19 protein-coding genes and 1 pseudogene are annotated in these 21478 nt (G+C 72.6%); 5 read left to right on the top strand and 15 right to left on the bottom strand.

The window, feature by feature from the left end:
- Nucleotides 1–54: 54 nt before the first annotated feature.
- Together smc and O7543_RS11255 are read right to left on the bottom strand one after the other, a co-directional pair.
- Nucleotides 55–3615 (bottom strand): annotated as a pseudogene (smc, locus tag O7543_RS11250) (chromosome segregation protein SMC); the annotation flags it as partial.
- A 292-nt stretch (nt 3616–3907) separates the two neighbouring features.
- Nucleotides 3908–4102 (bottom strand): hypothetical protein, encoded by a 195-nt coding sequence (locus O7543_RS11255; RefSeq protein ID WP_123600485.1) that lies wholly within the window; start codon nt 4100–4102, stop codon nt 3908–3910.
- 415 nt (nt 4103–4517) lie between these two features.
- Between O7543_RS11255 and O7543_RS11260 the strand changes: the two genes are divergently transcribed.
- Nucleotides 4518–6143, top strand: coding sequence for a CAP domain-containing protein (locus O7543_RS11260; protein WP_281553871.1), 1626 nt, complete (start codon nt 4518–4520; stop codon nt 6141–6143).
- A gap of 11 nt (nt 6144–6154) precedes the next feature.
- Here O7543_RS11260 and mutM read toward each other — a convergent pair whose 3' ends face one another.
- The 8 genes from mutM to rsmD all read right to left on the bottom strand — a co-directional run bounded on the left by mutM (nt 6155) and on the right by rsmD (nt 11570).
- On the bottom strand, nt 6155–7009 hold the full coding sequence (gene mutM, locus O7543_RS11265) for a bifunctional DNA-formamidopyrimidine glycosylase/DNA-(apurinic or apyrimidinic site) lyase (protein ID WP_281553870.1): 855 nt from the start codon (nt 7007–7009) through the stop codon (nt 6155–6157).
- A 41-nt stretch (nt 7010–7050) separates the two neighbouring features.
- The gene (gene rnc, locus O7543_RS11270) at nt 7051–7884 is read right to left on the bottom strand and encodes a ribonuclease III (protein WP_281553869.1); all 834 of its coding nucleotides are present in this window, start codon (nt 7882–7884) and stop codon (nt 7051–7053) included.
- Nucleotides 7881–8843 carry a phosphate acyltransferase PlsX gene (locus tag O7543_RS11275; protein WP_281555495.1) on the bottom strand — a complete coding sequence of 321 codons (963 nt, stop codon included), beginning with the start codon at nt 8841–8843 and terminating at the stop codon, nt 7881–7883. Before O7543_RS11275 ends, rnc begins: the two co-directional genes overlap by 4 nt.
- Before the next feature lie 133 nt (nt 8844–8976).
- Nucleotides 8977–9150: a 50S ribosomal protein L32 gene (rpmF, locus tag O7543_RS11280; RefSeq protein ID WP_123600480.1), complete on the bottom strand. Its 174-nt coding sequence runs from the start codon at nt 9148–9150 to the stop codon at nt 8977–8979.
- Nucleotides 9151–9155: 5 nt separating this feature from the next.
- Nucleotides 9156–9719 carry a YceD family protein gene (locus O7543_RS11285; RefSeq protein ID WP_123600479.1) on the bottom strand — a complete coding sequence of 188 codons (564 nt, stop codon included), beginning with the start codon at nt 9717–9719 and terminating at the stop codon, nt 9156–9158.
- Nucleotides 9720–9800: 81 nt separating this feature from the next.
- Nucleotides 9801–10298: a hypothetical protein gene (locus tag O7543_RS11290; protein WP_123604406.1), complete on the bottom strand. Its 498-nt coding sequence runs from the start codon at nt 10296–10298 to the stop codon at nt 9801–9803.
- Nucleotides 10299–10515: 217 nt separating this feature from the next.
- Nucleotides 10516–11010 (bottom strand): pantetheine-phosphate adenylyltransferase, encoded by a 495-nt coding sequence (coaD, locus tag O7543_RS11295; protein ID WP_281553868.1) that lies wholly within the window; start codon nt 11008–11010, stop codon nt 10516–10518.
- Complete coding sequence (rsmD, locus tag O7543_RS11300) at nt 11007–11570, bottom strand: 16S rRNA (guanine(966)-N(2))-methyltransferase RsmD (protein WP_281553867.1); 564 nt, start codon at nt 11568–11570, stop codon at nt 11007–11009. The genes coaD and rsmD overlap by 4 nt, the downstream gene beginning before the upstream one ends.
- A gap of 400 nt (nt 11571–11970) precedes the next feature.
- Between rsmD and O7543_RS11305 the strand changes: the two genes are divergently transcribed.
- Nucleotides 11971–13158 (top strand): cell wall anchor protein, encoded by a 1188-nt coding sequence (locus O7543_RS11305; protein ID WP_281553866.1) that lies wholly within the window; start codon nt 11971–11973, stop codon nt 13156–13158.
- Between the two features lie 144 nt (nt 13159–13302).
- Here the strand turns inward: O7543_RS11305 and recG are convergent, their stop codons facing one another.
- A complete protein-coding gene (gene recG / locus O7543_RS11310; protein WP_281553865.1) occupies nt 13303–15516 on the bottom strand; it encodes an ATP-dependent DNA helicase RecG in 2214 nt (737 codons plus the stop codon).
- 22 nt (nt 15517–15538) lie between these two features.
- Nucleotides 15539–17236 (bottom strand): DAK2 domain-containing protein, encoded by a 1698-nt coding sequence (locus O7543_RS11315; RefSeq protein WP_281553864.1) that lies wholly within the window; start codon nt 17234–17236, stop codon nt 15539–15541.
- 230 nt (nt 17237–17466) lie between these two features.
- Here O7543_RS11315 and rpmB point away from each other — a divergent pair, with 230 nt between their 5' ends.
- A complete protein-coding gene (gene rpmB, locus O7543_RS11320) occupies nt 17467–17661 on the top strand; it encodes a 50S ribosomal protein L28 (RefSeq protein WP_123600473.1) in 195 nt (64 codons plus the stop codon).
- Between the two features lie 97 nt (nt 17662–17758).
- Here rpmB and O7543_RS11325 read toward each other — a convergent pair whose 3' ends face one another.
- A complete protein-coding gene (locus tag O7543_RS11325; RefSeq protein ID WP_281555494.1) occupies nt 17759–18223 on the bottom strand; it encodes a GNAT family N-acetyltransferase in 465 nt (154 codons plus the stop codon).
- A gap of 84 nt (nt 18224–18307) precedes the next feature.
- The gene (locus O7543_RS11330) at nt 18308–19246 is read right to left on the bottom strand and encodes a thiamine-phosphate kinase (RefSeq protein ID WP_281553863.1); all 939 of its coding nucleotides are present in this window, start codon (nt 19244–19246) and stop codon (nt 18308–18310) included.
- A gap of 112 nt (nt 19247–19358) precedes the next feature.
- On the opposite strand from O7543_RS11330, the gene O7543_RS11335 reads away from it, so the two are divergent.
- Both O7543_RS11335 and O7543_RS11340 read left to right on the top strand, forming a co-directional pair.
- Nucleotides 19359–19592, top strand: coding sequence for an Lrp/AsnC ligand binding domain-containing protein (locus tag O7543_RS11335; protein WP_123600471.1), 234 nt, complete (start codon nt 19359–19361; stop codon nt 19590–19592).
- Nucleotides 19589–20275 carry a DUF3515 family protein gene (locus O7543_RS11340; RefSeq protein WP_281553862.1) on the top strand — a complete coding sequence of 229 codons (687 nt, stop codon included), beginning with the start codon at nt 19589–19591 and terminating at the stop codon, nt 20273–20275. The genes O7543_RS11335 and O7543_RS11340 overlap by 4 nt, the downstream gene beginning before the upstream one ends.
- A 72-nt stretch (nt 20276–20347) precedes the next feature.
- Here O7543_RS11340 and O7543_RS11345 read toward each other — a convergent pair whose 3' ends face one another.
- Entirely contained in the window at nt 20348–21451 is a 1104-nt protein-coding gene (locus tag O7543_RS11345; protein WP_281553861.1) for a D-alanine--D-alanine ligase family protein, read from the bottom strand.
- Between the last annotated feature and the right edge of the window lie 27 nt (nt 21452–21478).

Genomic DNA, 21478 nt, shown 5'->3' on the forward strand with positions numbered 1-21478 from the left:
GCTCGGCTCCGGCGACTCCGGCCCGGTCAGCGCCGCTGACTCGTCAGCCGACTTGAGCCGTTGGCTGATCACCTGGGTGACGCCGTTGCGCATGGTGACCCCGTACAACGCGTCGGCGACCTCCATGGTCCGCTTCTGGTGGGTGATGATGATCAGCTGGCTGCGGTCCCGCAGCTGGGCCATCAGGGTGATCAACCGGCCGAGGTTGACGTCGTCCAGCGCCGCCTCCACCTCGTCCATGATGTAGAACGGGCTGGGCCGGGCCCGGAAGATGGCCACCAGCATGGCGACGGCGGTCAGCGACCGCTCCCCGCCGGACAGCAGCGACAGCCGCTTGATCTTCTTGCCTGGTGGCCGGGCCTCCACCTCCACCCCGGTGGTCAGCAGGTCGTCCGGGTCGGTGAGCACCAGCCGCCCCTCGCCACCCGGGAACAGCACGGTGAACACCTGCTCGAACTCGCGGGCCGTGTCGGCGTACGCGCTGGAGAAGACCTCGAGGATCCGGTCGTCCACGTCCGCGACGACGGTGAGCAGGTCCTTGCGGGTCGCCTTCAGGTCCTCCAACTGGTCGGAGAGGAACTTGTACCGCTCCTCCAGCGCGGCGAACTCCTCCAACGCCAGCGGGTTGACCTTGCCGAGCAGGGCCAGCTCCCGTTCGGCCTTCGCCGACCGCTTCTCCTGGGTGGCCCGGTCGAACGGCACCGGGGTGGGCTCCGGTTTGCCGTCGGCGGCGGCCGCCGCCAGCTGGGCCTGGGTGGGCGGCACCGGCTGGTGCGGGCCGTACTCGACGAGCAGGGTCTCCACGTCCAGCGAGAAGTCCTCGGCCGCCTTCGCCTCCAGCTGCTCGATACGCAGCCGCTGCTCGGCGCGGGCCACCTCGTCGCGGTGCACGGCGCTGGTCAGCCGCTCCAGCTCGGCCCCGAGCCGCTTTGCCGCGCCGCGTACCTCCTGCAGCTCGGCCTCCCGCGCGGCGCGGGCGCTGGCGATCTCGTCCCGGGCGGCGGCCGCGTCGACCATCGAGTCGGCCAGCTGGGTCAGCGCGAAGCGAGCGCCGGCGGTGACCGCGCGGGCGATCTGCGCGCCCCGGGCCCGGGCGGCCCGGCGGGCGGCGGCGCGTTCCCGCGCGGCCCGCTCGGCCGCCGCCTGCCGCAACAGTGAGTCCGCCCGGCCGGCGATCGACGACACCCGCTCCTCTGCGGTACGGACGGCGAGTCGGACCTCCATCTCGTTCTGCCGGGCACCGGGCAGCATCGCGGCGAGTTCGTCCCGTTCGGCGGTCGACGGCTCCTCGTCGATCGGGGTCGCCTCGGCCAGCCGGAGCCGCTCCTCCAGCTCCTCCAGCGTGGCCAGGTCTCGGTCCCGGGACTCGGCGGCCTTGTCCCGGGAGGCCCCGAGCCGCTCCGCCTCGGCCCGTGCCGACCTGGCCGCAGCGCCGAGCTCGGCGAGCCGGCGGGCGGCGGCGTTACGCTGCCCCTCCGCCTGTCGACGCTCGGCGGCGGCCTGCGCGACCTGCTCCTTGAGGCCGGCCGCCGCCTCCCGAGCGGTGTCGAGCTGCCCGCGCAGTTCGGCGACGGTGGCTTCGGCGGTGAGCCGGTTACTGCGGGCCTCCTCGACCGCCGCCTGCACCTCGATGAAGCTGGGGGCCTTGGCGGACCCGCCGGCGGCAGCGTAGGCGCCGACGATGTCGCCGTCCGGGGTGACCGCCCGCAGCTGCGGATGGTCGGCGACGGCCGCGGTGGCCGCCGCGAGGTCGCCGACCAGGATCACGTCCCGCAGCGCCCGGTGCAGCGCCGGGCGGAGCTCATCGGGGCAGCTGACCGCGTCCGGCGCCCAGGTCGCCCCGGGTGGCATGACCGGCCGCAGGGTGTCCGGCGAGCCGATCATTCCCGGCCCGGCGGGTCCGGCGACCAGCAGGCTGGCCCGGCCGGAATCCTGGATCTTGAGCAGCCGCATCGCCTCGGCCGCCTCGTCAATGCCGGTGACCGCCACCGCGTCGGCGAGACCACCCAGCGCGGCGGCCAGCGCCGCCTCGTGTCCAGGCGCGACGGTGAGCAGGCCGGCCAGGCTGCCCAGTAGCCCGGGAACCTGGTCGGCCCGGGCCAGCAGCGCCCCGGCGCCGTCGCCCCGGCGCAGCCCCATCGCCAGCGCGTCCTCCCGCGCCTGCCAGGTGGCGGCCTCCTTCTCGGCCCGGCGCTCGGCGTCGGACAGCTGCCGTACCTGCGCGGCGGCGGCGTCATGCGCGGTGACCGCCTCGGCGTGCCGGGCGTCCAGGTCGGCGTTGTCCCGGTCGGCCTCGGTGGAGAGTTCGGCGGCCGCATCAAGCTCCTGCTGGGCCCGGTCGGCGCGGGCCTGCGCGTCGGCGTGCGCGGCGGTGAGCCGGGAGATCTCGTCGGCGGCGCTGGAGGTGCGGGCGCGTGCCGAGTTGACCTGGCCGGTCAGCCGGGCCAGCCCTTCCCGCCGGTCGGCGATCGCCTTGGCGGCCGCGACCAGCGCCCGCTCGGCCTGGGCCAGCTGCGCCTCCAGCTGCTGGCGGCCCTCCACCGCCTCGGCGAGGCGGATCTGGTCCTCGGTCAGTGCGGCCCGCAGCTCCTCCTCCTGCTCGCGGACCCGGTGCGCCTCGTCGGTGAGCTGGTCCGGGTCACGCCCGGGTCGTTCGTCGTCGGGCACGCCGGACAGGTGCCGCAGCCGTTCACCGGCCAGCTGCTCGGTCGACCGGAAGCGTTCCTGCAGGGCGGCGAGCTTGTACCAGGTGTCCTGGGCGGCGGCGAGCAGCGGCGCGTCCTCGGCCAGCGCCGACTCCAGCTCGGCCAGCCGGGACTGCACCTCGGCGTGTTCGGACTCCACCTCGGTACGGCGCTGCCGCAGTGCCGTCTCGTCGGCGATCTCCTTGTCGAGGGTGGTCCGCAGGGTGGTCAGGTCGTCGGCGAGCAGCCGCAGCCGGGCGTCGCGCAGATCGGCCTGGATGCCGGCGGCCCGGCGGGCCACCTCGGCCTGCCGGCCCAGCGGTTTGAGCTGGCGGCGCAGTTCGCCGGTCAGGTCGGTCAGCCGGTCCAGGTTGGTCTGCATCGCGGTCAGCTTGCGCAGCGCCTTTTCCTTGCGCTTGCGGTGCTTCAGCACACCTGCGGCCTCTTCGATGAAGGCCCGCCGGTCCTCCGGCTTGGCGTGCAGTACGGCGTCGAGCTGGCCCTGGCCGACGATGACGTGCATCTCCCGGCCGATGCCGGAGTCGGAGAGCAGTTCCTGGATGTCGAGCAGCCGGCAGTGGTTGCCGTTGATCTCGTACTCACTCTCGCCGGAGCGGAACATCCGGCGGGTGATCGACACCTCGGTGTACTCGATCGGCAACGCACCGTCGGTGTTGTCGATGGTCAACGTGACCTCGGCCCGGCCCAGCGGGGCCCGGCCGGCGGTGCCGGCGAAGATGACGTCCTCCATCTTGCCGCCCCGCAGCGCCTTCGCGCCCTGCTCGCCGAGGACCCAGGCGATGGCGTCGACGACGTTGGACTTGCCGGAGCCGTTCGGGCCGACCACGCAGGTGATCCCGGGCTCCAGCTTCAGGGTGGTGGCGGAGGCGAAGGACTTGAAGCCCTTCACCGTCAGACTCTTGAGATGCACGGTCCGATTCCTCGTCCGACGGGTCGCCGTGCGGCCGTCAGTGCTGGTCAGTACCGCACAGGCTAACCCGTCGGTCGGACGGTCACCGGATCCGACGCGGCTGGGGCGCCGTCACCGGGGCCCGGACGGGGCCACAGCGGCCGCCGACGGATGGGACGTGAACGGGGCCACAGACGGGCCCGGACAAAAAGCTGCGCGCCGGCACTTGAGTGTCGGCGCGCGGGGTGCGTGCGATCAGCGGTACGTACGGTCACTGGCGGCGGGCGCCGGCCTGCACCGGCGCCCGTGGAGATCAGGTGAGCGCAGGCTCGGGGATCCGCAGCAGGTCGTCGCTCTCGGCGACCGCTGCGGCGAGCCGGTCGTTCTCCGCCCGCAGCCGGGTGATCTCGAACTCCAGTGCCTGTACCGTGGCACGCAATCGGGTGACCTCGTCGAGCAGGCGCCGGTCGGGTGCTGCACCAACGTGGCCGTAGAGGGCCTTCGCCATTTCGTCTCCTTGTAATGCGCTGCCGGAAAGGCCGGCCAACGCGCGCCCGTGAACCCTCGTGTCGGTCAACCCCCGGGCATGCGGGGGCGCGACTGGGCGCGACTGGCGACACCCCCATGGTCCGCCGAAGTCGCCGCTTCGTCAAGTTCCACCAGACGAGGACCCCACCTCCTCCATCGAATCTATCGCCCAAAAGGTGCGAACAGCGGCGGTTTAGCGGCACAGATCACAGTGTCACCGGCAGAACCTCAGCCGGACAGCTGTCCGCCTTATCTCTTCCTTAGCTGGATCGCCGGTTTGTCTTAGCAGCGTTGCCGGGCGCCGCCGGACGCCTTAGCGTCGCACCCGGCACAGCGCCCCCGGTCCCACCGGACGCGGCTCGCTGGCCGACCACCCACCTGCGGAGGCAACGACCTTGTACCGGCGCAACGACCGGGCCGATGGATCCATCCCCGGCGATCCGACGCCGCCCGCTGACCACACCGCACCCGGTGACGCCGGCTGGGACACCGACCGGTTCGGGCAGAGTTCCTGGCGCGACCACCTCGACGCCGGCTGGCGGCCCGACCCCTCATCGGCCGACGGCTACCCCGGCCCGGCGGCGACCGACGGCTACCCGACCGCCGGCCGGTCACCCGGCGATGGCGGCTACGACGGCGTCAGTTACGGCGACGGCGGTTACCCGGCGTACGGAGCGGACCGCCATGGACAGGAGTCATACGACCGGCACCCGGGGTACGACGGGCACCCGGGGTACGACGGGCACCCGGGGTACGACGGGCACCCGGGGTACGACGGGCACCCGGGGTACGACGGCGTACCCCACGGCGGCTACCCCGTTGACCCGACCCAGCAGCTCCCCCACGAGGCCGGGTACCACCCGCAGCCGTACGGCCGCCCCGCCGATGAGGGGTACGACACCCACCTCATCGCCCGCCCAAACGGGCCGGGGTACGCCGACGGGCCGGGGTACGCCGACGCTCCGCACGGGTACGACAGGACCGGCAGCGACGCCTGGCACGACGAGACCGAGACGCACCGGTACAGCGTGCTGCGGGACCTGTCCGACGGGCCCGGCGACGCCAACGGCTGGCCCGGTGGTGACGACGGCTGGGCCAGCGGCGACGATCGCTGGACCGACGACGACCGGGGGCCGCGTGAGGACCCGACCGACACCGGGTCGCTGACCCGCGTGGCCCGTCGGCGGCGGTCTGACGCGCGCGACGACTCCGACCCGGAGGTTGCCGACGGCCGACGGCGCCGACTCGCCGTCGGGCCGGTCACCCTGGCCACGCTGGTCGTCGTGCTGCTGGTGGCGATCGGTGGCGGCGGCGCGATGCTGCGCGCCGGGTTCGGCGACGACTCAACCGAAGGCACCGACGACACCGTCGTGGCAACGGATGTAGATTCGGTCACCGACCCACTCACCGAACAGTCCGCTGGTACGGAGGATCCGCAGATCGGCGAGCCGGAGGTGCTCGACGCCGAGCTCGGCGCCGCCCCGACCCCGGCTGCGAGCCCGGCACCGCCACCGCCGACCTCGGCTGCCCCGAGCCCACGCCGCAGCACCGCCGCCCCGGAGAGCTCCCGGCCGCAGCGCACCACCGCCGCGCCGGCGAAGACCAGCGCCGCGCCGCAGCAGACCGCCACCGGGGACACCAGCCGGCAGCAGCAGGTCCTGGTGCTGGTCAACGCGGCGCGCGACGACAACGGGTGCGGCGCGGTGACGATCAACAACCAGCTGGCCGAGGCTGCCCGGCTGCACAGCGAGGACCAGGCAGCCAACAACGAGATGTCGCACGACGGCAGCGACGGCAGCGACCCGTGGGAACGTGCCAGGCGGGCCGGCTACGAGCAGGCGATCGGCGAGAACGTGGCGGCCGGTTACCCCACCGCCGAGGCGGTCATGGAGGGCTGGATGAACAGCCCGGGCCACCGGGCCAACATCCTCAACTGCGACGCGGTCGCCATGGGGGTCGGCACGGCCACCTCGTCGAACGGGACCCTCTACTGGACGCAGATGTTCGGGTCGGAGCGCTGAGCTGACGTCGGTCAGCGGCGGACGGCCCGCGGCCTAGGTTGGCAGCGGGGGCAGCTGAACGACGACCGGTTCATGAACGACTCCCGGCGGATCAGCGCCCCGCACCGGGTGCAGGGCTGATCCTCCCGCCCGTACACGTTGAGTGACCGGTCGAAGTAGCCGCTCTGGCCGTTGACGTTGACGTAGAGCGCGTCGAAACTGGTGCCACCCTCGGTGACCGCCGCCCGCAGCACGTCCCGTACGTGTGCGAGCAGCCTGGTGACCGTCGCGGCCGGCAGCCGGTCGGTCGGCCGGGTGCCGTGCAGGCCGGCCCGCCACAGCGCCTCGTCGGCGTAGATGTTGCCGATCCCGGAGATCAGCGACTGGTCCAGCAGGGCCCGCTTGATCTCGGTGCGACGTCGGCGTACCGCCGCGACGAACGCGGCGTCGGAGAAGTCCGGGTCGAGCGGATCCCGGGCGATGTGCGCGATCTCGGCCGGTAACTCGGCGCCGCCGGGTGACACGGCGAGCCCGCCGAACGTCCGCTGGTCGACGAAGCGCAGCTCCGGGTCGCCCTCGGCGAACCGGAAGCGGACCCGCAGATGCGTCTCGTCCGGGGCGTGGGCCGGCTGCAGCAGCAGCTGACCGGACATGCCGAGATGGCCGACGATCGCGTCGCCGCTGTCCAGCGGCAGCCACAGGTACTTGCCACGGCGGCGGACGTCACGAATCTGCCGGCCGGAGAGTACGGCGGCGAAGTGCACCGGGCCGGGCAGGTGCCGGCGGATCGCCCGGGGGTGGTGCACCTGCACGGAGTCCAGCCGCCGGCCGATCACCCAGCCGGCCAGTCCTTGCCGGACCGTCTCGACCTCGGGCAGCTCAGGCATGACAGGCCTTTCCGTGACCGGTGCCGGTGGTGTTTGCCTGCTCAGACCTGGGCAGGCGGATCATCATCAGCGTTGTTCTCGTCGACAGCCGGACCGGGCTCGTCGACAGCCGGACCGCTCTCGTTGGCAGGCGCAGCGGTGCCGGCGACCGCAGTGGAGTCCGCCATCTGGGCGGAGAGGGTACGCCACGCGGCTTCGGCGGCCCGCTGCTCGGCTTCCTTCTTGCTGCGGCCTTCGGCCCCGCCGTAGCGCTGCCCGGCGACCACCACCCAGGCGGTGAAGGTCTTGGCGTGGTCCGGACCGGCGTCGTCGATGCGGTACTCGGGCACGCCCAGTCCAAGCGTCGCGGTCAGCTCCTGCAGGCTGGTCTTCCAGTCCAGCCCGGCACCCCGGCTCGCGGAGTCCGCCATCAACGGGTCGAACAGCCGGCGGATCACGATCGACGCGGTGTCCAGCCCGTACTGCAGGTATATCGCGCCGAGCAGCGCCTCCAGGGTGTCGGCCAGGATGCTCGCCTTGTCCCGCCCGCCGGTGCTCTCCTCCCCCTTGCCGAGCAGTAGGTACGGGCCGAGCCCCTGGGGGCCGAGGGCACGCGCCACCTCGGCGAGCGCCCGCATGTTGACCACGCTGGCCCGCAGCTTGGCCAGTTGCCCTTCCGGCAGGTCGGGGTGGCTGTGGAACAACGCCGAGGTGATCACCACACCGAGCACCGAGTCGCCGAGGAACTCCAACCGCTCGTTGGTGGGCAGACCGCCGTTCTCGTACGCGTACGACCGGTGGGTCAACGCCCGTTCCAGCAGGTCCGGTTCGAACGCCACACCGAACGCGGCCTCCAGGTGGGCAACCGGCGGACGACGGAACTGGTTGTTACTCATGGCGATACCTCGTCCTGTTCTGCGATCAGCCGGGTGATGTCATCGAGCATCCGGGCGACAGTCGAGGTCACCCGGCCACGGTGCAGTCCGGCGGCGAGGGTGATACCGGCGGCGATGTCGGCGCCGCTGGCGGCGCCGTGGCAGACGACCACCGTCCCGTTGACGCCGAGCAGGGCTGCCGCCCGGGGCGCGATCCGGCCCGGCTCTGGGCCGCCGGCCATCGCGTACGCGCCTTCGATGCCTTTGAGTAGCACATTTCCGGTGAAACCGTCGGTGACCACCACGTCGACGCCATCGCCGAGTGTGACGTCGTGTCCCTCGACCAGCCCGACGTACCGGCCGTCGGCGGGCAGAGTGAGGCTCCGCAGCAGGGTGTCGGCAGTACGCCGGACCCGGTCGCCCTTGCCCGGCTCGGCACCGATCGAGAGCAGTCCGACCCGGGGCCGGTCCAGGCCGAGCCGCACGGCACGGTAGGCGGCCCCGAACAGGGCGTGCTGGGTCAGGGTCGCCGGGCGCGCCTCGACCGTCGCGCCGACGTCGAGCAGCACCACCGGGCCGGAGACCGCCGGGAGGGTGACGACCAGGGCGGGCCGGCGTACGGTCGGCCACCGGCCGAGGCCGAGAGCGGCGGCGGTGACGATCGCGCCGCTTGACCCGGCGGAGATGAACGCGTCGGCCGTGCCGTCGGCGACGGCGGCCATGCCGGCCCAGATCGATTCGTCGGCCCGGCCGGTGCCGGGCTCTGCGGCGGTACCGGCCGCCGACCCGCCAGCCGCGCCTGTCGGGCGTACGGTGATCCGCCGGCGCTGGTCGTCGGGCAGCGCGGCGCGAACGTCGTCCGCCGCGTCCGGCGGGCCGACGAGCAGGAGCTGGAGATCGGGATCGGCGCGGCAGGCGCGCAGAGCGCCGTCAACCACGACGGCGGGTGCCCCATCCCCGCCGAGGAGGTCGACGGCGATCCGCGAGGTGCCGGTCCCGGAGTCAGCGCCGGCCGGTTCCGGCCGACCGGCCCGCTCCTGAGACGAGGCACCCGGCGTTCGCCGGGAGGTCCGCGCCGCCCGGTCGGAGACCGGCGGCGTCACGACGACCGGATCAGACCTCGATGACCTGGCGGCCGTTGTAGGTGCCGCAGACGGTGCACGCCGTGTGCGGCAGCTTCGCGGACTTGCACTGCGGGCACTCGACGGTCACCACCGGCGTGGTCTTCCACTGGGACCGGCGGGAACGGGTGTTGCTGCGGGACATCCGGCGCTTGGGAACGGCCACGGCTCTTACTCCTCTTGGCGGGTCAGTTGCGACAGGCCGGCCCACCTCGGGTCGACCTGTTGGTGGTTGTGGTCGTCCGGCAGCTCGTCCCAGTGCACCCCGCAGTCGGGGCACAGCCCAGGGCAGTCGCTGCGGCACAGCGGGGTGGTCGGCAGTGCAAGCACCACCGCGTCCCGCAGTGCCGGCTCCAGGTCGATCAGATCGCCCTGCAACCGGCCCACCTCGTCGATGTCGGTCGTCTCGTCCGTGGTGCTGTTCTCGTACGCGTACAGCTCCTGGATCGGTACGGTCAGCGACTCGCTGATCGGGCGCAGGCAACGCCCGCACTCGCCGGAGACCGGTCCGGAGACCGTCCCGGAGACGAGTACCCCTTCGGAGACCGACTCGAGCCGCAGATCGAGGCTCAGGTCGGCACCTTCCGGTACGCCGTTCAGCTCCAGCCCGAGGTCCGCCGGCGCGGGCACCACCCGGCTCACCGTACGCAACGCGCCAGGGCGACGCGGCAGTTCCCGGGTATCGAGAACCAGCGGCGACCTGGGGTTGAGTGTCTTCGACGAGTGATTGCGCATAGTTGGACTCCGGCCTGGTAGAGGCCGACAAAACAGGTTACCCGAGCAGCGGCGGCGGCGTCGAACCGGGGCACCGGTCAGTCAGAAGGGCAGCGGGCGTTCGTTCTCTTCACCTGAGAAGGTACCGATCTCCCGCAGCGCGTGCATCTTGTCCCGACCACGCTCTATTGAGGCCAGCGCCCGGGTGAGGAACTGCTCGAAGTTGGCCAGCGCGGTGTCGACGTAGTCGTCGACCTCGGCGCGCAGCCGCTGCGCCTCGGCGCGGGCCTCGGCTACTATGCGCGCGCCCTCGTGCTCGGCGGAGACGGTGATCTCGTTCACCGACACCAGCCGGGCGTGCTCGGCCTCGCCCTCGCTGATGATCCGGTCCGCCTCGCGCTTGCCGGCGTCCATGATCTTGTCGCGTTCCTCCAGCAGCGCCGCCGCCCGGCGCAGGTCGGCGGGGAGCTCGGCCCGGAACTGGTCCAGGACACCGATCATCTCGGCCCGGTCGATCATGCAGTTGTTCCGGGACATCGGCACGGCCCGCGCGGTCTCCACCATCGCGATGATCTCGTCGATGCGGTCGAATGGATCCACCGGCATCTCACTCCCTGTTGTCGGAGGGTCGACCCACCATGATGGCAAGGCCGGGCCAGAACGTCATCATCCCAACTGCCGGACCGGTCGGCGCTCCATCATGATGCGACCCCGGACGACATGTGGTCCATCCCACCCCGGGTCCGGCGCGTCGCGACGCGCCGGGCGGTTCATCGCGGCTCGGTCGGCCCGCCCGGAGCTGCCGGGCCGGCCCAATTCACACCTGCTGGGTCGGTGGCGCGGTGACCCGGGCGAGCAGCCGGTCGTGGACCGCCTCGGGCAGGTGCGCCGAGACGTCACCGCCCCACTTGGCGACCTCCTTGACCAGGCTGGAGGAGAGGAACGAGTAGAGCGGGTTGGTCGGCATGAACAGCGTCTCCACCCCGGCCAGGCCGATGTTCATCTGCGCCATCTGCAGTTCGTAGTCGAAGTCGCTGACCGCCCGCAGGCCCTTGACCACGACGGCCGCCTCCTGGGCACGGCAGAAGTCCACCAGCAGGCCACGGAACGACGCGACCCGAACGTTGCGGTACGTTCCGGTCACTTCGCGGAGCATCGATATCCGCTCGTCGATGGTGAACAGGCCAGCCTTGGACTGGTTGATCAGGACACCCACGATGACCTCGTCGAACAGCCGGCTGGCCCGGCCGATGATGTCGAGATGTCCGTTGGTGACCGGGTCGAAAGAGCCGGGGCACACCGCTCGTCTCATGATCGCCGACCGTACCAAAGCATGGTCTCGCCGTAACGCCGCCCGCGTTCGGCAGTGACGCCTTCCACCCAGGTCAACGCCGGTCCCCGGGCTGACCGCTCGACTACCACGACGGCGTGCGGGGCGAGCCAGCCGCCGGCGACGAGGCTGCCCAGGACGGTCCGGAGTTCGGCGTCGGTCACCGCGTACGGCGGGTCGGCGAAGACCACGTCGTAGCCGCCGCCGTCCGGCGGCGTGGCCAGCGCGGTCGCGACCTTGGCAGTGATCAGTCGGGCACCGGTGCCGGCTCCCAGCGCGGCGATGTTCGCCCGGACGGTACGGGCTGCCCGCGCGTCGGATTCGACCAGCAGGACGTGTTCGGCGCCCCGGGACAGCGCCTCCAGACCCACCGCGCCGCTGCCGGCGTAGAGGTCGGCGAACCGCGCCCCGGCCAGGTCGGTCATCGTGCCGAGGGTGCTGAACAGTGCCTCGCGGACCCGGTCGGAGGTGGGCCGGGTGTTCGCGCCGGGCGGCGTGGCGATCCGCCGGCCGCCGAGCCGGCCGGAGATGATCCGGGTCATCGGCGGCGGACCCCAACGGCGGCCGGTGCGCTCATCCCCGGCACGCTACGCGATCAGCCAAACCGGTCGAATGCCGACCCGGACGACCGAGTCCCTTCTCAGGTGACCGAGCACATCCCTTGTTGCCGCAGAAAGGTGAGGGCAAGAAAGGCCACCCGGTACGCGGAGAGCAAACACGTTGCGTATATCAATTGTCTCGGATCGACAACATCATCCTTAGCCAGACCTGTGGGTCACCGCATCAGTTCAGGAACAGCTAAGGTCTGGCGCTGTGCCGCGGGATACGCCGGCACAACGCACGACGCGGGGACGTTGTCGCGCCGAACCATGGACTGCACCTCACCAGTCCGGTTGCGCACGCCCGCGCCGGGCACCTGAACCCCCTCACTCGGGAGTACCTGTGAACCGTCTGAAGTCTCCGCTTCGGCGCGCTGTGGCCATCGCCGCCGGCGCGACGATCGGCATGGTCGGCGCGGTGGCCCTCGCCACCCCCGCCAGCGCGCACTACACCGCGCCGACCGGCAGTGCCGTCTGTGACACCGCCACCGGGGAATGGGAGATCACCTGGAGTGTCCGCAGCGAGTGGCATTTCAGGGCGACCAAGTTCCGGCTGAGCGCGGTGTACCACACCCCGGCCGACACCACGCTGGACGGCATCGCCCGAACCCGAATTCGGGACGGCTACCCGTACAGCGTCAACTCGGCCATCATCGGTACCCAGCGGGTGCCGGGCACCACCACCAAGGCCACGCTGGCGGTCAAGGGCGCGTGGAACGACGGGTATGCCGAGCAGAAGTTCCGCAAGGGGAAGATCGAACTCGGCGGCGACTGCACCGTTGACATCCCCGAGTCGCCGTCGCCGACCCCGTCTCCGGAGGAGTCGCCGTCGCCGACCCCGTCGCCCGATGTCACGCCGACCCCAGATGTCCAGGACCCGGTCGTGATTCCGGCGGCCAGCTTCCTGTCCGACTGTACGGGTACCGTCTGGGTTACGGTAAGCAACGGCGAGAACGCAACCGAGTCGGCCGAGCTGACTGTCACGGCCGGGGATTTCTCCGAGACCTACACCGTTGAGCCGGGCCGGAGAAAGGACGACATTCAGGTTCCTGGCGATGCCGGCCCGGTCACCGTGACCCACGGCGAAGAGCCGGTCAGCGAGCCCTACAAGTGGGTTGAGCCGGAGAACTGCGTCGAGCCGGGCGAGCCCGAGGGCGGCTACGAGTCCACCTGCGACCAGCTGGTCGTCGGTTTCGCCAATCCGGAGGACGGCGAAACCTTCACCGTGACCCTGACCCCGAGCGAGGGCGACGCCATCGTGGTAACCGTCGAGCCGGGCGTCACCGAGGTCGTCGAGTTCGACGCCGCCAAAGGCTTCCAGGTCCACGTGCTCAGCAGCGAGGCAGCGCTCGACGAGACGATCGCCTGGGAGCTGCCGGAGGACTGTGACACCGGTGGCGAGGGCGGCGGTTCCCTGCCGGTCACCGGTGCCGCCGCCGGCGGACTCGCCGCTGGCGCCGTCGCGCTGCTGGCCATCGGTGGCGTGCTGTTTTACCTGGCGCGTCGTCGGCGGGTCACCTTCACTGCCTGAGTCAGCCACCCTGGGTCGTGACTGACTGACAAGTCATCCCCCCGCACCACCCCGAGGAAGGGCGTCGACCATCCCCCCGGTCGGCGCCCTTCCGCCTGTCCGGCCGCAGCCGTTCCCCGGTCCGCCGCAGCCCTGGCCGTGGATTCAGCCCTTCTCCAGGTACTCGGCGCGTTCGGCGTCGACCAAAGTGCCGACGGATGCCGCCAGCGTCGGATGCCGGGTCAGCTCCGGATCGTCGCCGAGCAGGTCGATCGCCTCGGCCCGGGCCTGCCCGATCAGGTCGGCGTCGCGCAGCAGCGACAACAGCCGCAGGTGGGACCGGCGACCCGACTGGGTCGCGCCCAGCACGTCACCTTCGCGGCGCTGCTCCAGATCCAGCTCGGCCAGCCGGAACCCGTCGGTGGTCGACGCGACCGCGTCCAGCCGTTCGCGGGCCGGCGTACCGTCGGCGGCGTCGGTGACCAGCAGGCACAGCCCGGCCGCCGAGCCCCGACCGACCCGGCCACGCAGCTGGTGCAGCTGCGACACCCCGAACCGGTCGGCGTCCAGCACGATCATCACGGTGGCGTTCGGCACGTTCACCCCCACCTCGACCACCGTCGTGGCGACCAGCACGTCGACGTCACCGGCGGCGAAGGAACGCATCACCGCGTCCTTGGCGTCGGCCGGTAGCCGGCCGTGCAGCACCTCGATCCGCAGCCCGTGCAGCGGCCCGTCGGCGAGCAGCGGCGCCACCTCGGTCACCGCCAGCGGCGGCCGCCGCGCCCCGGGATCGTCGCCGTCACCGGAGGGCTCCTCATCGACGCCGGTTCCGGTCGCGTCTCCGATGCGCGGGCAGACCACATACACCTGATGGCCGGCGGTCACCTCCTCGCGTACCCGCCGCCAGGCCCGCTCCAGGAAGGCCGGCTTCTCCGCCGCCGGCACCACGTGCGAGACGATCGGCGACCGGCCGCCGGGCAGCTGGGTGAGCGCGGAGACCTCCAGATCGCCGTACACGGTCATGGCGACCGTCCGCGGGATCGGGGTGGCGGTCATCACCAGCACGTGCGGCGGCTGCTCGGCCTTGGCCCGCAACGCGTCGCGCTGCTCCACCCCGAACCGGTGCTGCTCGTCGACGACGACCAGGCCCAGGTCGGCGAAGTCGACGCCCTCGTACAGCAGGGCGTGGGTGCCGATCACGATGCCGGCCCGGCCGTCGCGGACCTCGTCGAGGGCGGCCCGGCGGGCCGCCGCACCCAGCGACCCGGTGACCAGCGTCACCCGGGTGCCGGCCGGGTCGCCGTCCAGTTCACCGGCCCGCCCCAGCGGGCCGAGCAGTTCCTGGATGCCCCGGTGATGCTGGGCGGCCAGCACCTCGGTCGGGGCGAGCAGCGCCGCCTGCCCACCGGCGTCGACAACCTGCAGCATCGCCCGCAGCGCGCACACCGTCTTGCCGGAGCCGACCTCGCCCTGCAGCAGCCGGTGCATCGGATGCGCGGTGGACAGGTCGGCGGCGATCTCCTCGCCGATGCGCCGCTGACCGTCGGTCAGCTCGTACGGCAGGCGGGCGTCGAACGCGGCCAGCAGGCCGGCGTCCGCGCGGGGCCGGGGCCGTGCGGGCCAGTCGGCGGCGCGCAGCTTGCGCTGCACCAACGTCAGCTGTACGGCGAACGCCTCGTCCCATTTGAGCCGCCGCCGGGCCTGGAACAGCTCGGGTTCGTCGGCCGGGCGGTGGATCTGCCGCAGCGCCGGGTGCAGGCCGAGCAGGTTGCGGCTGGCCCGTACCGCCGCCGGCATCGGATCCTCGGGTGGGGTGAGCACGTCCAGCACGGTCCGTACGCAGCGGGCGATCACCCAGGTCGGTACGGCGGCGGCGGCCGGGTAGACCGGGATCAGCGCACCGGCGAACTCCTCCACCGGGTCCTCGGCGGCCACCTCGCCGTCGGCGGCACCGTCACCGAGCAGCACGTACTCGGGGCCGTTGAGCTGGCGTACGCCCCGGAACTCGGTCACCTTGCCGGCGAACAGCCCCCAGCGGCCCGGTTTCAGGTCCCGTTCCCGCCACGCCTGGTTACCGAAGAAGGTCAACGTCAGAGTGCCGCCGGTGCCGTCCTCGACGACCACCTCGAGCAGCTTGCCGCGCCGTTGGCGCATCGGCCGTACGGTGGTCCGCCGTACCTGGCCCAGGACGGTGACCTGCTCCCCCACCTCCAGCGAACGGATGTCGGTGTGTTCGCCGCGCTGGTCGTAGCGGCGCGGGAAGTGGTAGAGCAGGTCCCCGACGGTGTGCAGGTCGAGGTGGTCGGCCATCGCCTTGGCGGTCTTCGCGCCCAGGTTGACCTTCAGCAGAGTGTCCATCGTGCACGGCTGCGTCATCCGGCCTCCAACAACGGCTGCGTCATTCGATCCCTACCAGCAGCGGGTAGTGCGGCTGCCCGCCGACGAAGGTGTGCACCTCGACGAACGGCCAGCAGCGGGCGACGTGCGCCGCCACCGCGTCGCCCAGGCCGTCCGGTGCCTGCTCGCCGACGATCAGGGTGACCAGTTCACCGCCGCCGCCGAGCAGCTGGTCCAGCAGGTTGCGGCAGGTGCCGGCCAGGTCGGTGCCGATCAGCAGCACCTCCCCCTCGACCAGGGCGAGCACGTCGCCGGGGCGGCAGCGGCCGGCGACGGTGAGCGCTTCCCGGGCGGCGTGGCAGACCTCGGCGTACCGGCAGGCCCCGGCCGCCTCGGCCATCGCGATCACGTCGTCGTCGAAGCGGCGTCGCGGGTCGCGGACGGCGAGGGCGGCGAGGGCCTGCACCGGTGATCGGGTCGGCACGACGGCGACGGTGACGCCGCCGGCCTCGGCCTCCCGGGCGGCGAGGCCGGCGACGGCCTGGGTGTCCGGGTCGTTGGGCAGCACCACCACTTCGGCGGCGCCGGTGCGGCGGATGGCGTCGAGCAGCTCGGCGGTGGACGGGGAGCCGCCGACCACGCCTGCGCCCTCGCCGGTGAACAGGGCGGCGAGGCCGGTGCCGGCGGCGACCACCACGGCGGCCCGGCCGGCGAGCGGCGGCGCCGGCTGGTCGGCGAACCGGGTGACCGAGATCTGGTACGGGCGACCGGCGGCGATGCCGGCCTCGACGGCGGCGCCGATGTCGTCGACGTGCACGTGCACGTTCCACACCGGACCGTCCCCGTCGTCTTCGCCCCCTGCGTCTTCGCCCCCGTCGTCTTCGCCCCCGGCGTCGGAGCCGACGACGACCAGCGAGTCGCCGATCTCGGCGAGTGCGGCCCGCATCCGGTCGACCGCCCCGGCCGGCGCTTCGAGCAGGAACTGCACCTCGTAGGCGTACCCCTCGGAGCCGGCCCCACTGTGGGGGTCGGCGGCGGGCCCGGCGCCGCCGGGGTTACCAGGGACCCGGTCGGCGGGATCGCCGGTGTCGCCGGGGTCGGCCGGGTGATCGCCGGTGCTGTCGGTGAGCGGGGTGCCGACCACGGCGGCCAGCGCGTCGAGCAGCAGGCACAGGCCGCGGCCGCCGGCGTCGACCACTCCGGCGCGGGCCAGCACCGGCAGCTGACCGGGCGTCGCGGCGAGGGCGTCGCGGGCGGCCGAGGCGGCGGCCCGTACCACGGTGGCGAGGTCGTCGGAGCCGGTCCGGTCGGCGGCCCGCGCGGCGGCGGCGACCACGGTCAGCACCGTCCCCTCGACCGGGCGGGCGACCGCCGCGTACGCCGCGTCGGTTGCGGCGGTCAACGCCGACGCGAGGGCCCGGCCGCGCACCACGGCGGTGTCGGTGAGCGCGTCGGCCAACGCGCGCAGGATCTGCGAGACGATCACCCCGGAGTTGCCCCGGGCACCGAGCAGCGCACCCCGGGCCATCAGCCGCAGCACCCGCCCGTGCGAGGTCTGCTCCCCCTCCGAGGAGTTGTCCAGGTCGAGGGCCAGGGCATGCTGCGCCGAGGTGAGGGTGAGGACCAGGTTGGTGCCGGTGTCACCGTCCGGCACCGGGTAGACGTTGAGCGCGTCGATCTCGCCCTGGTGGCGATGCAGCGCTGCCAGCGCACCCGAACACCACCGGCGCACGGCGGCGGCGTCAAGGGTGTCCAGCACGGCGATGAGCCTACTGGCGCACGCCGACAGCCGCCGTGAAGACGACCGGGTGCGGCCAGGCGGCCGGCGCGCGGAGACGACGCAGGCGGCCGGGCCGGCGGCAACGGGCCGGTCGGGGCAGGGCGATTGGCCGCCCGGGTGGTCGATCGGGTAGCCTGGCCAGGTTGTCTGGGCGTGGTGTGTCCCGGCGACCGGCGACCTGATGAACGACAAATCCCCAGGAGTATCCCGTGGCTAGCGTGTGCGACGTCTGTGGCAAAGGGCCGGGCTTCGGTCACAACGTGCCGTGGTCGAAGAAGAAGACCAACCGCCGTTGGAACCCGAACATCCAGACCGTTCGCACCCCGGCCGGTGGCGGCAACACCCGCAAGGTGAACGCCTGCACCTCCTGCCTCAAGGCCGGCAAGGTGGTCCGGGGCGCCTGACCGCGCCGCCCACGACCTCGACGTTTCAGCAGCCGCCGGACCCGGTCGGGTCCGGCGGCTGACTGTGTACGGTCACCAGTCGGGCGGTGAGCGCCCGTCACCAGTCGGCGGTGAGCACCCGGCCGAAGGACAGGCAGCCCGGTGAGTCCCGGTAGTAGCCGAAGTTCGGGATCCGGGCGTACCCGCTGCTGCTGTAGAGCGCGATCGCCTCGGGCTGCTTGTCGCCGCACTCCAGGATGACCCGGCGGCGGCCCTGGCCGGCGGCGGAGCGTTCGACGGCGGCCAGCAGCGCGCGGGCCACCCCGCGACCGCGGGCGGCGTCGGCGACGTACATCCGCTTCAACTCGGCGTCCTCGCCGGAGGTGCCGTGGCTGCGCCAGCCGGCGCAGCCGGCCGGCGCCCCGTCCAGGTGGGCGATCAGGAAGGCACCGCCGGGCGGGTCGAAGTGGGCCGGGTCGACCGGGGTGTCGTCGCCGGTGCCGCCGTAGCGGGCACCCAGATCGGCCATGGCGGCGGCCACCAGGCGTTGCGCCACCGCGTCGGTGTAGCGGACCCGGCGGATCTCGACGCCGGCCTGAAGCAGATCAGTCACGCGGTAAAGCGTAGTGCGGTCACCGGCGGTGGCTCAGCGGTGACCGGCGCGGCCTCACTGGAAGTGTTCCCAGCCGGCGACGCCCTGGTAGGGCTGGCCGTCGACGGTGACCCCGGCGCCCTTGACCACGTGCCCGACCCGCCGCCAGCCCTTGGGCAGCGGCAGATCCTCGGGGAACGTCGCGGCCAGGGCGTGGTCGTCACCACCGCCGAAGATCCACTGGTACGGGTCGACGCCGAGCGCGTTGGCGGTGTCGCGCATCTGCGGCGGCACCTCGAAGGCGGCCCGGCGCAGGTCGATACCGACCCGGCTGGCGGTGGCGACGTGACCCAGGTCGGCGATCAGCCCGTCCGAGATGTCGATCATGGCGCTGGCGCCGACGTTCGCGGCGGCCGGGCCGGCGGCGTACGGCACCTCGGGGCGTCGGTACGCCTCCACGAGCAGCTTCGGTGACCGGAAGCCGCGGGACAGCACCGTGTAGCCGGCGGCGGCGTAGCCGAGCCGGCCCGCGATGGCCAGCACGTCACCGGCGTGCGCGCCGCTGCGCAGCACCGGGGTGGCGCCGTGCAGGTCGCCGAGGGCGGTCACCGCGATGGTCAGGGTCGGGCTGGCCGACATGTCGCCGCCGACCACGCTCGCGCCGACCTTGGCCGCCTCGTCGGACAGGCCGACCGCCAGGTCCTCGGCCCAGCCGGCGTCGGTCTCCGGCGGGGCGCAGAGCGCCACCAGCAACGCGGTCGGCACCGCCCCCATCGCCACGATGTCGGCGAGGTTCGCGGCGGCGGCGCGGTGCCCGACGTCGACGGCGCTGGACCAGTCCCGCCGAAAGTGCCGGCCCTCGACGAGCACGTCGGTGGAGGCGACCACCCGGCCGTCCGAGGCGGCCACCACGGCCGCGTCGTCGCCGGGGCCGAGCAGGGTGGCGGCCCCCGGGTGCAGCCGCGCGGTGACCCGGGAGATGAGCCCGAATTCACCGGCCTGTGCCACATTCACCGGTCCACCTCGATCATTGTCGTCTCCACTCGGGCACCGTCATGAATCCGGCCTGCTCCGTACGGTAGTTTCACGTTCGAGCCGCTCCCGGGCGGCGGATAGGAGTCGGGTCGTGGTCCAGGCATACATCCTCATCCAGACCGAAGTCGGAAAGGCACGCGACGTCGCCGACGCGATCGCGGACATCTCCGGCGTGGTCCGGGTGGACGCGGTGACCGGGCCGTACGACGTGGTCGTGCTCACCGAGGCGCACACCGTGGACGAACTCGGGACGATGATAGTCAGCCGGGTCCAGATGGTGCCGGGCATCACCCGGACCCTGACGTGTTCGGTGGTACGACTGTGACGACTGAGCAGGTGGACGTCTCTGCCGCCGAGTCGCCGGCCGGCGATCCGGCTCCGGACGGACGGTCTCCGGACAGGCCGGCGGCTCCGGGTGGGCCGGACCGGACGACCCGGCAGGCGGCGATCTGGGCGACCGTGGTGGCGTTGCCGTTGACGGTGATCGTGGCGCTCGCCGCGTTCAGCCGGCTCGCCCCGGCCGGGTCCGACGACGACCCCGGGGCCGCCGCGGACCCGTCGGCGGCGACGTCCGCCGGTGGCGCGCCGGTGCCGACCACGCCGGTGCAGATCGCCGCCCCGACGCTGGACGAACGCGCCGAGATCGTCTGCCGGGCGCTGGTCTCCCAACTACCGGGTACGCTGCGCGACCTGCCGCAGCGGCGGGTCACCGACGGTGCCGAGCAGAACGCCGCGTACGGCGAACCGCCGATCACCGTCGCCTGCGGGGTGCCGGCGGCGCAGTTCCCACCGACCGACCTGGTGTACGCGCTGGACGGGGTCTGCTGGCACGCCGCCGAGCAGGCCGACGCCACCGTCTGGACCACCGTCGACCGGGAGATCCCGGTGCGGGTGAGCGTGCCCGGCTCCTACGACGAGCCGGGCCAGTGGGTGACCGCGTTCGCCGACCCGCTGATCGAGACGGTGCCCAGCGACGCGGACGCCGCCCCGCGCGGCTGCCGCGCCTGATTCGGGTCCGGTCCGGATCCGGTCTGGTCCGGTCTGGTCCGGTCTGGTCCGGTCTGGGGTCCCGGCGGTCGGTCAGCGCAGCCCGGTGCCCCGGCTCAGCGCGGTACGGATCAGCCGGTCCACCAGCTTCGGGTACTCCAGGCCGGCGGCCGCCCACATCCGAGGGAACATCGACGTCGGGGTGAACCCCGGCATGGTGTTGATCTCGTTGAGGTAGATCTGGTCGTCGTCGGTGACGAAGAAGTCGACCCGGGCCAGCCCGGCGCAGTCCAGCGCGGTGAACGTGCGGCAGGCGTAGTCCTGCACCTGCCGGGTGACCTGCTCCGACAACCCGGCCGGGATGTCGTACTCGCAGGAGCTGTCGAGATACTTGGCATCGAAGTCGTAGAACTCGTGGTCGGTGACCACCCGTACCTCGGCCAGCAGGGACGCCTCGGGGCCGCCGCCGGCCTCGCCCTCGATCACCCCGCACTCGACCTCACGGCCGACGATCGCCGCCTCGACCAGCACCTTCGGGTCGATCTCCCGGGCGGTGGCGACGGCGGCGTCCAGGTCGGCCCAGTCGGAGACCTTGGTGATGCCGTACGACGAACCGGCCCGCGACGGCTTGACGAACACCGGCAGGCCGAGGCGCTCCTTGTCGGCGTCGCTGAGGCTCACCCCGGGGCGCAGCACCGCGTACGGGCCGGTCGGGATGCCCTCGACGGTGGCCAGCTTCTTGGTGAACTCCTTGTCCATCGCGGCGGCCGAGGCGAACACCCCGGCCCCGACGTACGGGATGCCGGCCATCTCCAGCAGCCCCTGGATGGTGCCGTCCTCGCCGTACGCGCCGTGCAGCGCCGGGAAGACGACGTCGACGCCGGCCAGCGCGGCGGCCGGGCCGTCGGCCGGGTCCAGCACCATGATCCCGTTGCCGGTCGGGTCGGCGGGCAGCACCACGGCCGAGCCGGACCGGTCGGTGATCTCCGGCAGTTGACGATCGGTGATGGCCAGCTGGCTGCCGTCGCCGGTGGTGAGCACCCACCGCCCGGCGCGGGTGATGCCGACCGGGACGATCTCGTACTCGTCGGTGTCCAGGGCGGCCAGGATGCTGCCGGCGCTGACGCAGGAGATCGCGTGCTCGGTGCTGCGGCCGCCGAAGACGATGGCGACGCGGGTCTTGGCTGGGCTGGTCACAGGGGTGCCTTTCGTTCGCGGCCTGCA

Origin of the sequence: Solwaraspora sp. WMMA2080, assembly GCF_027497395.1 — a bacterium.
Lineage (GTDB): Bacteria > Actinomycetota > Actinomycetes > Mycobacteriales > Micromonosporaceae > Micromonospora_E.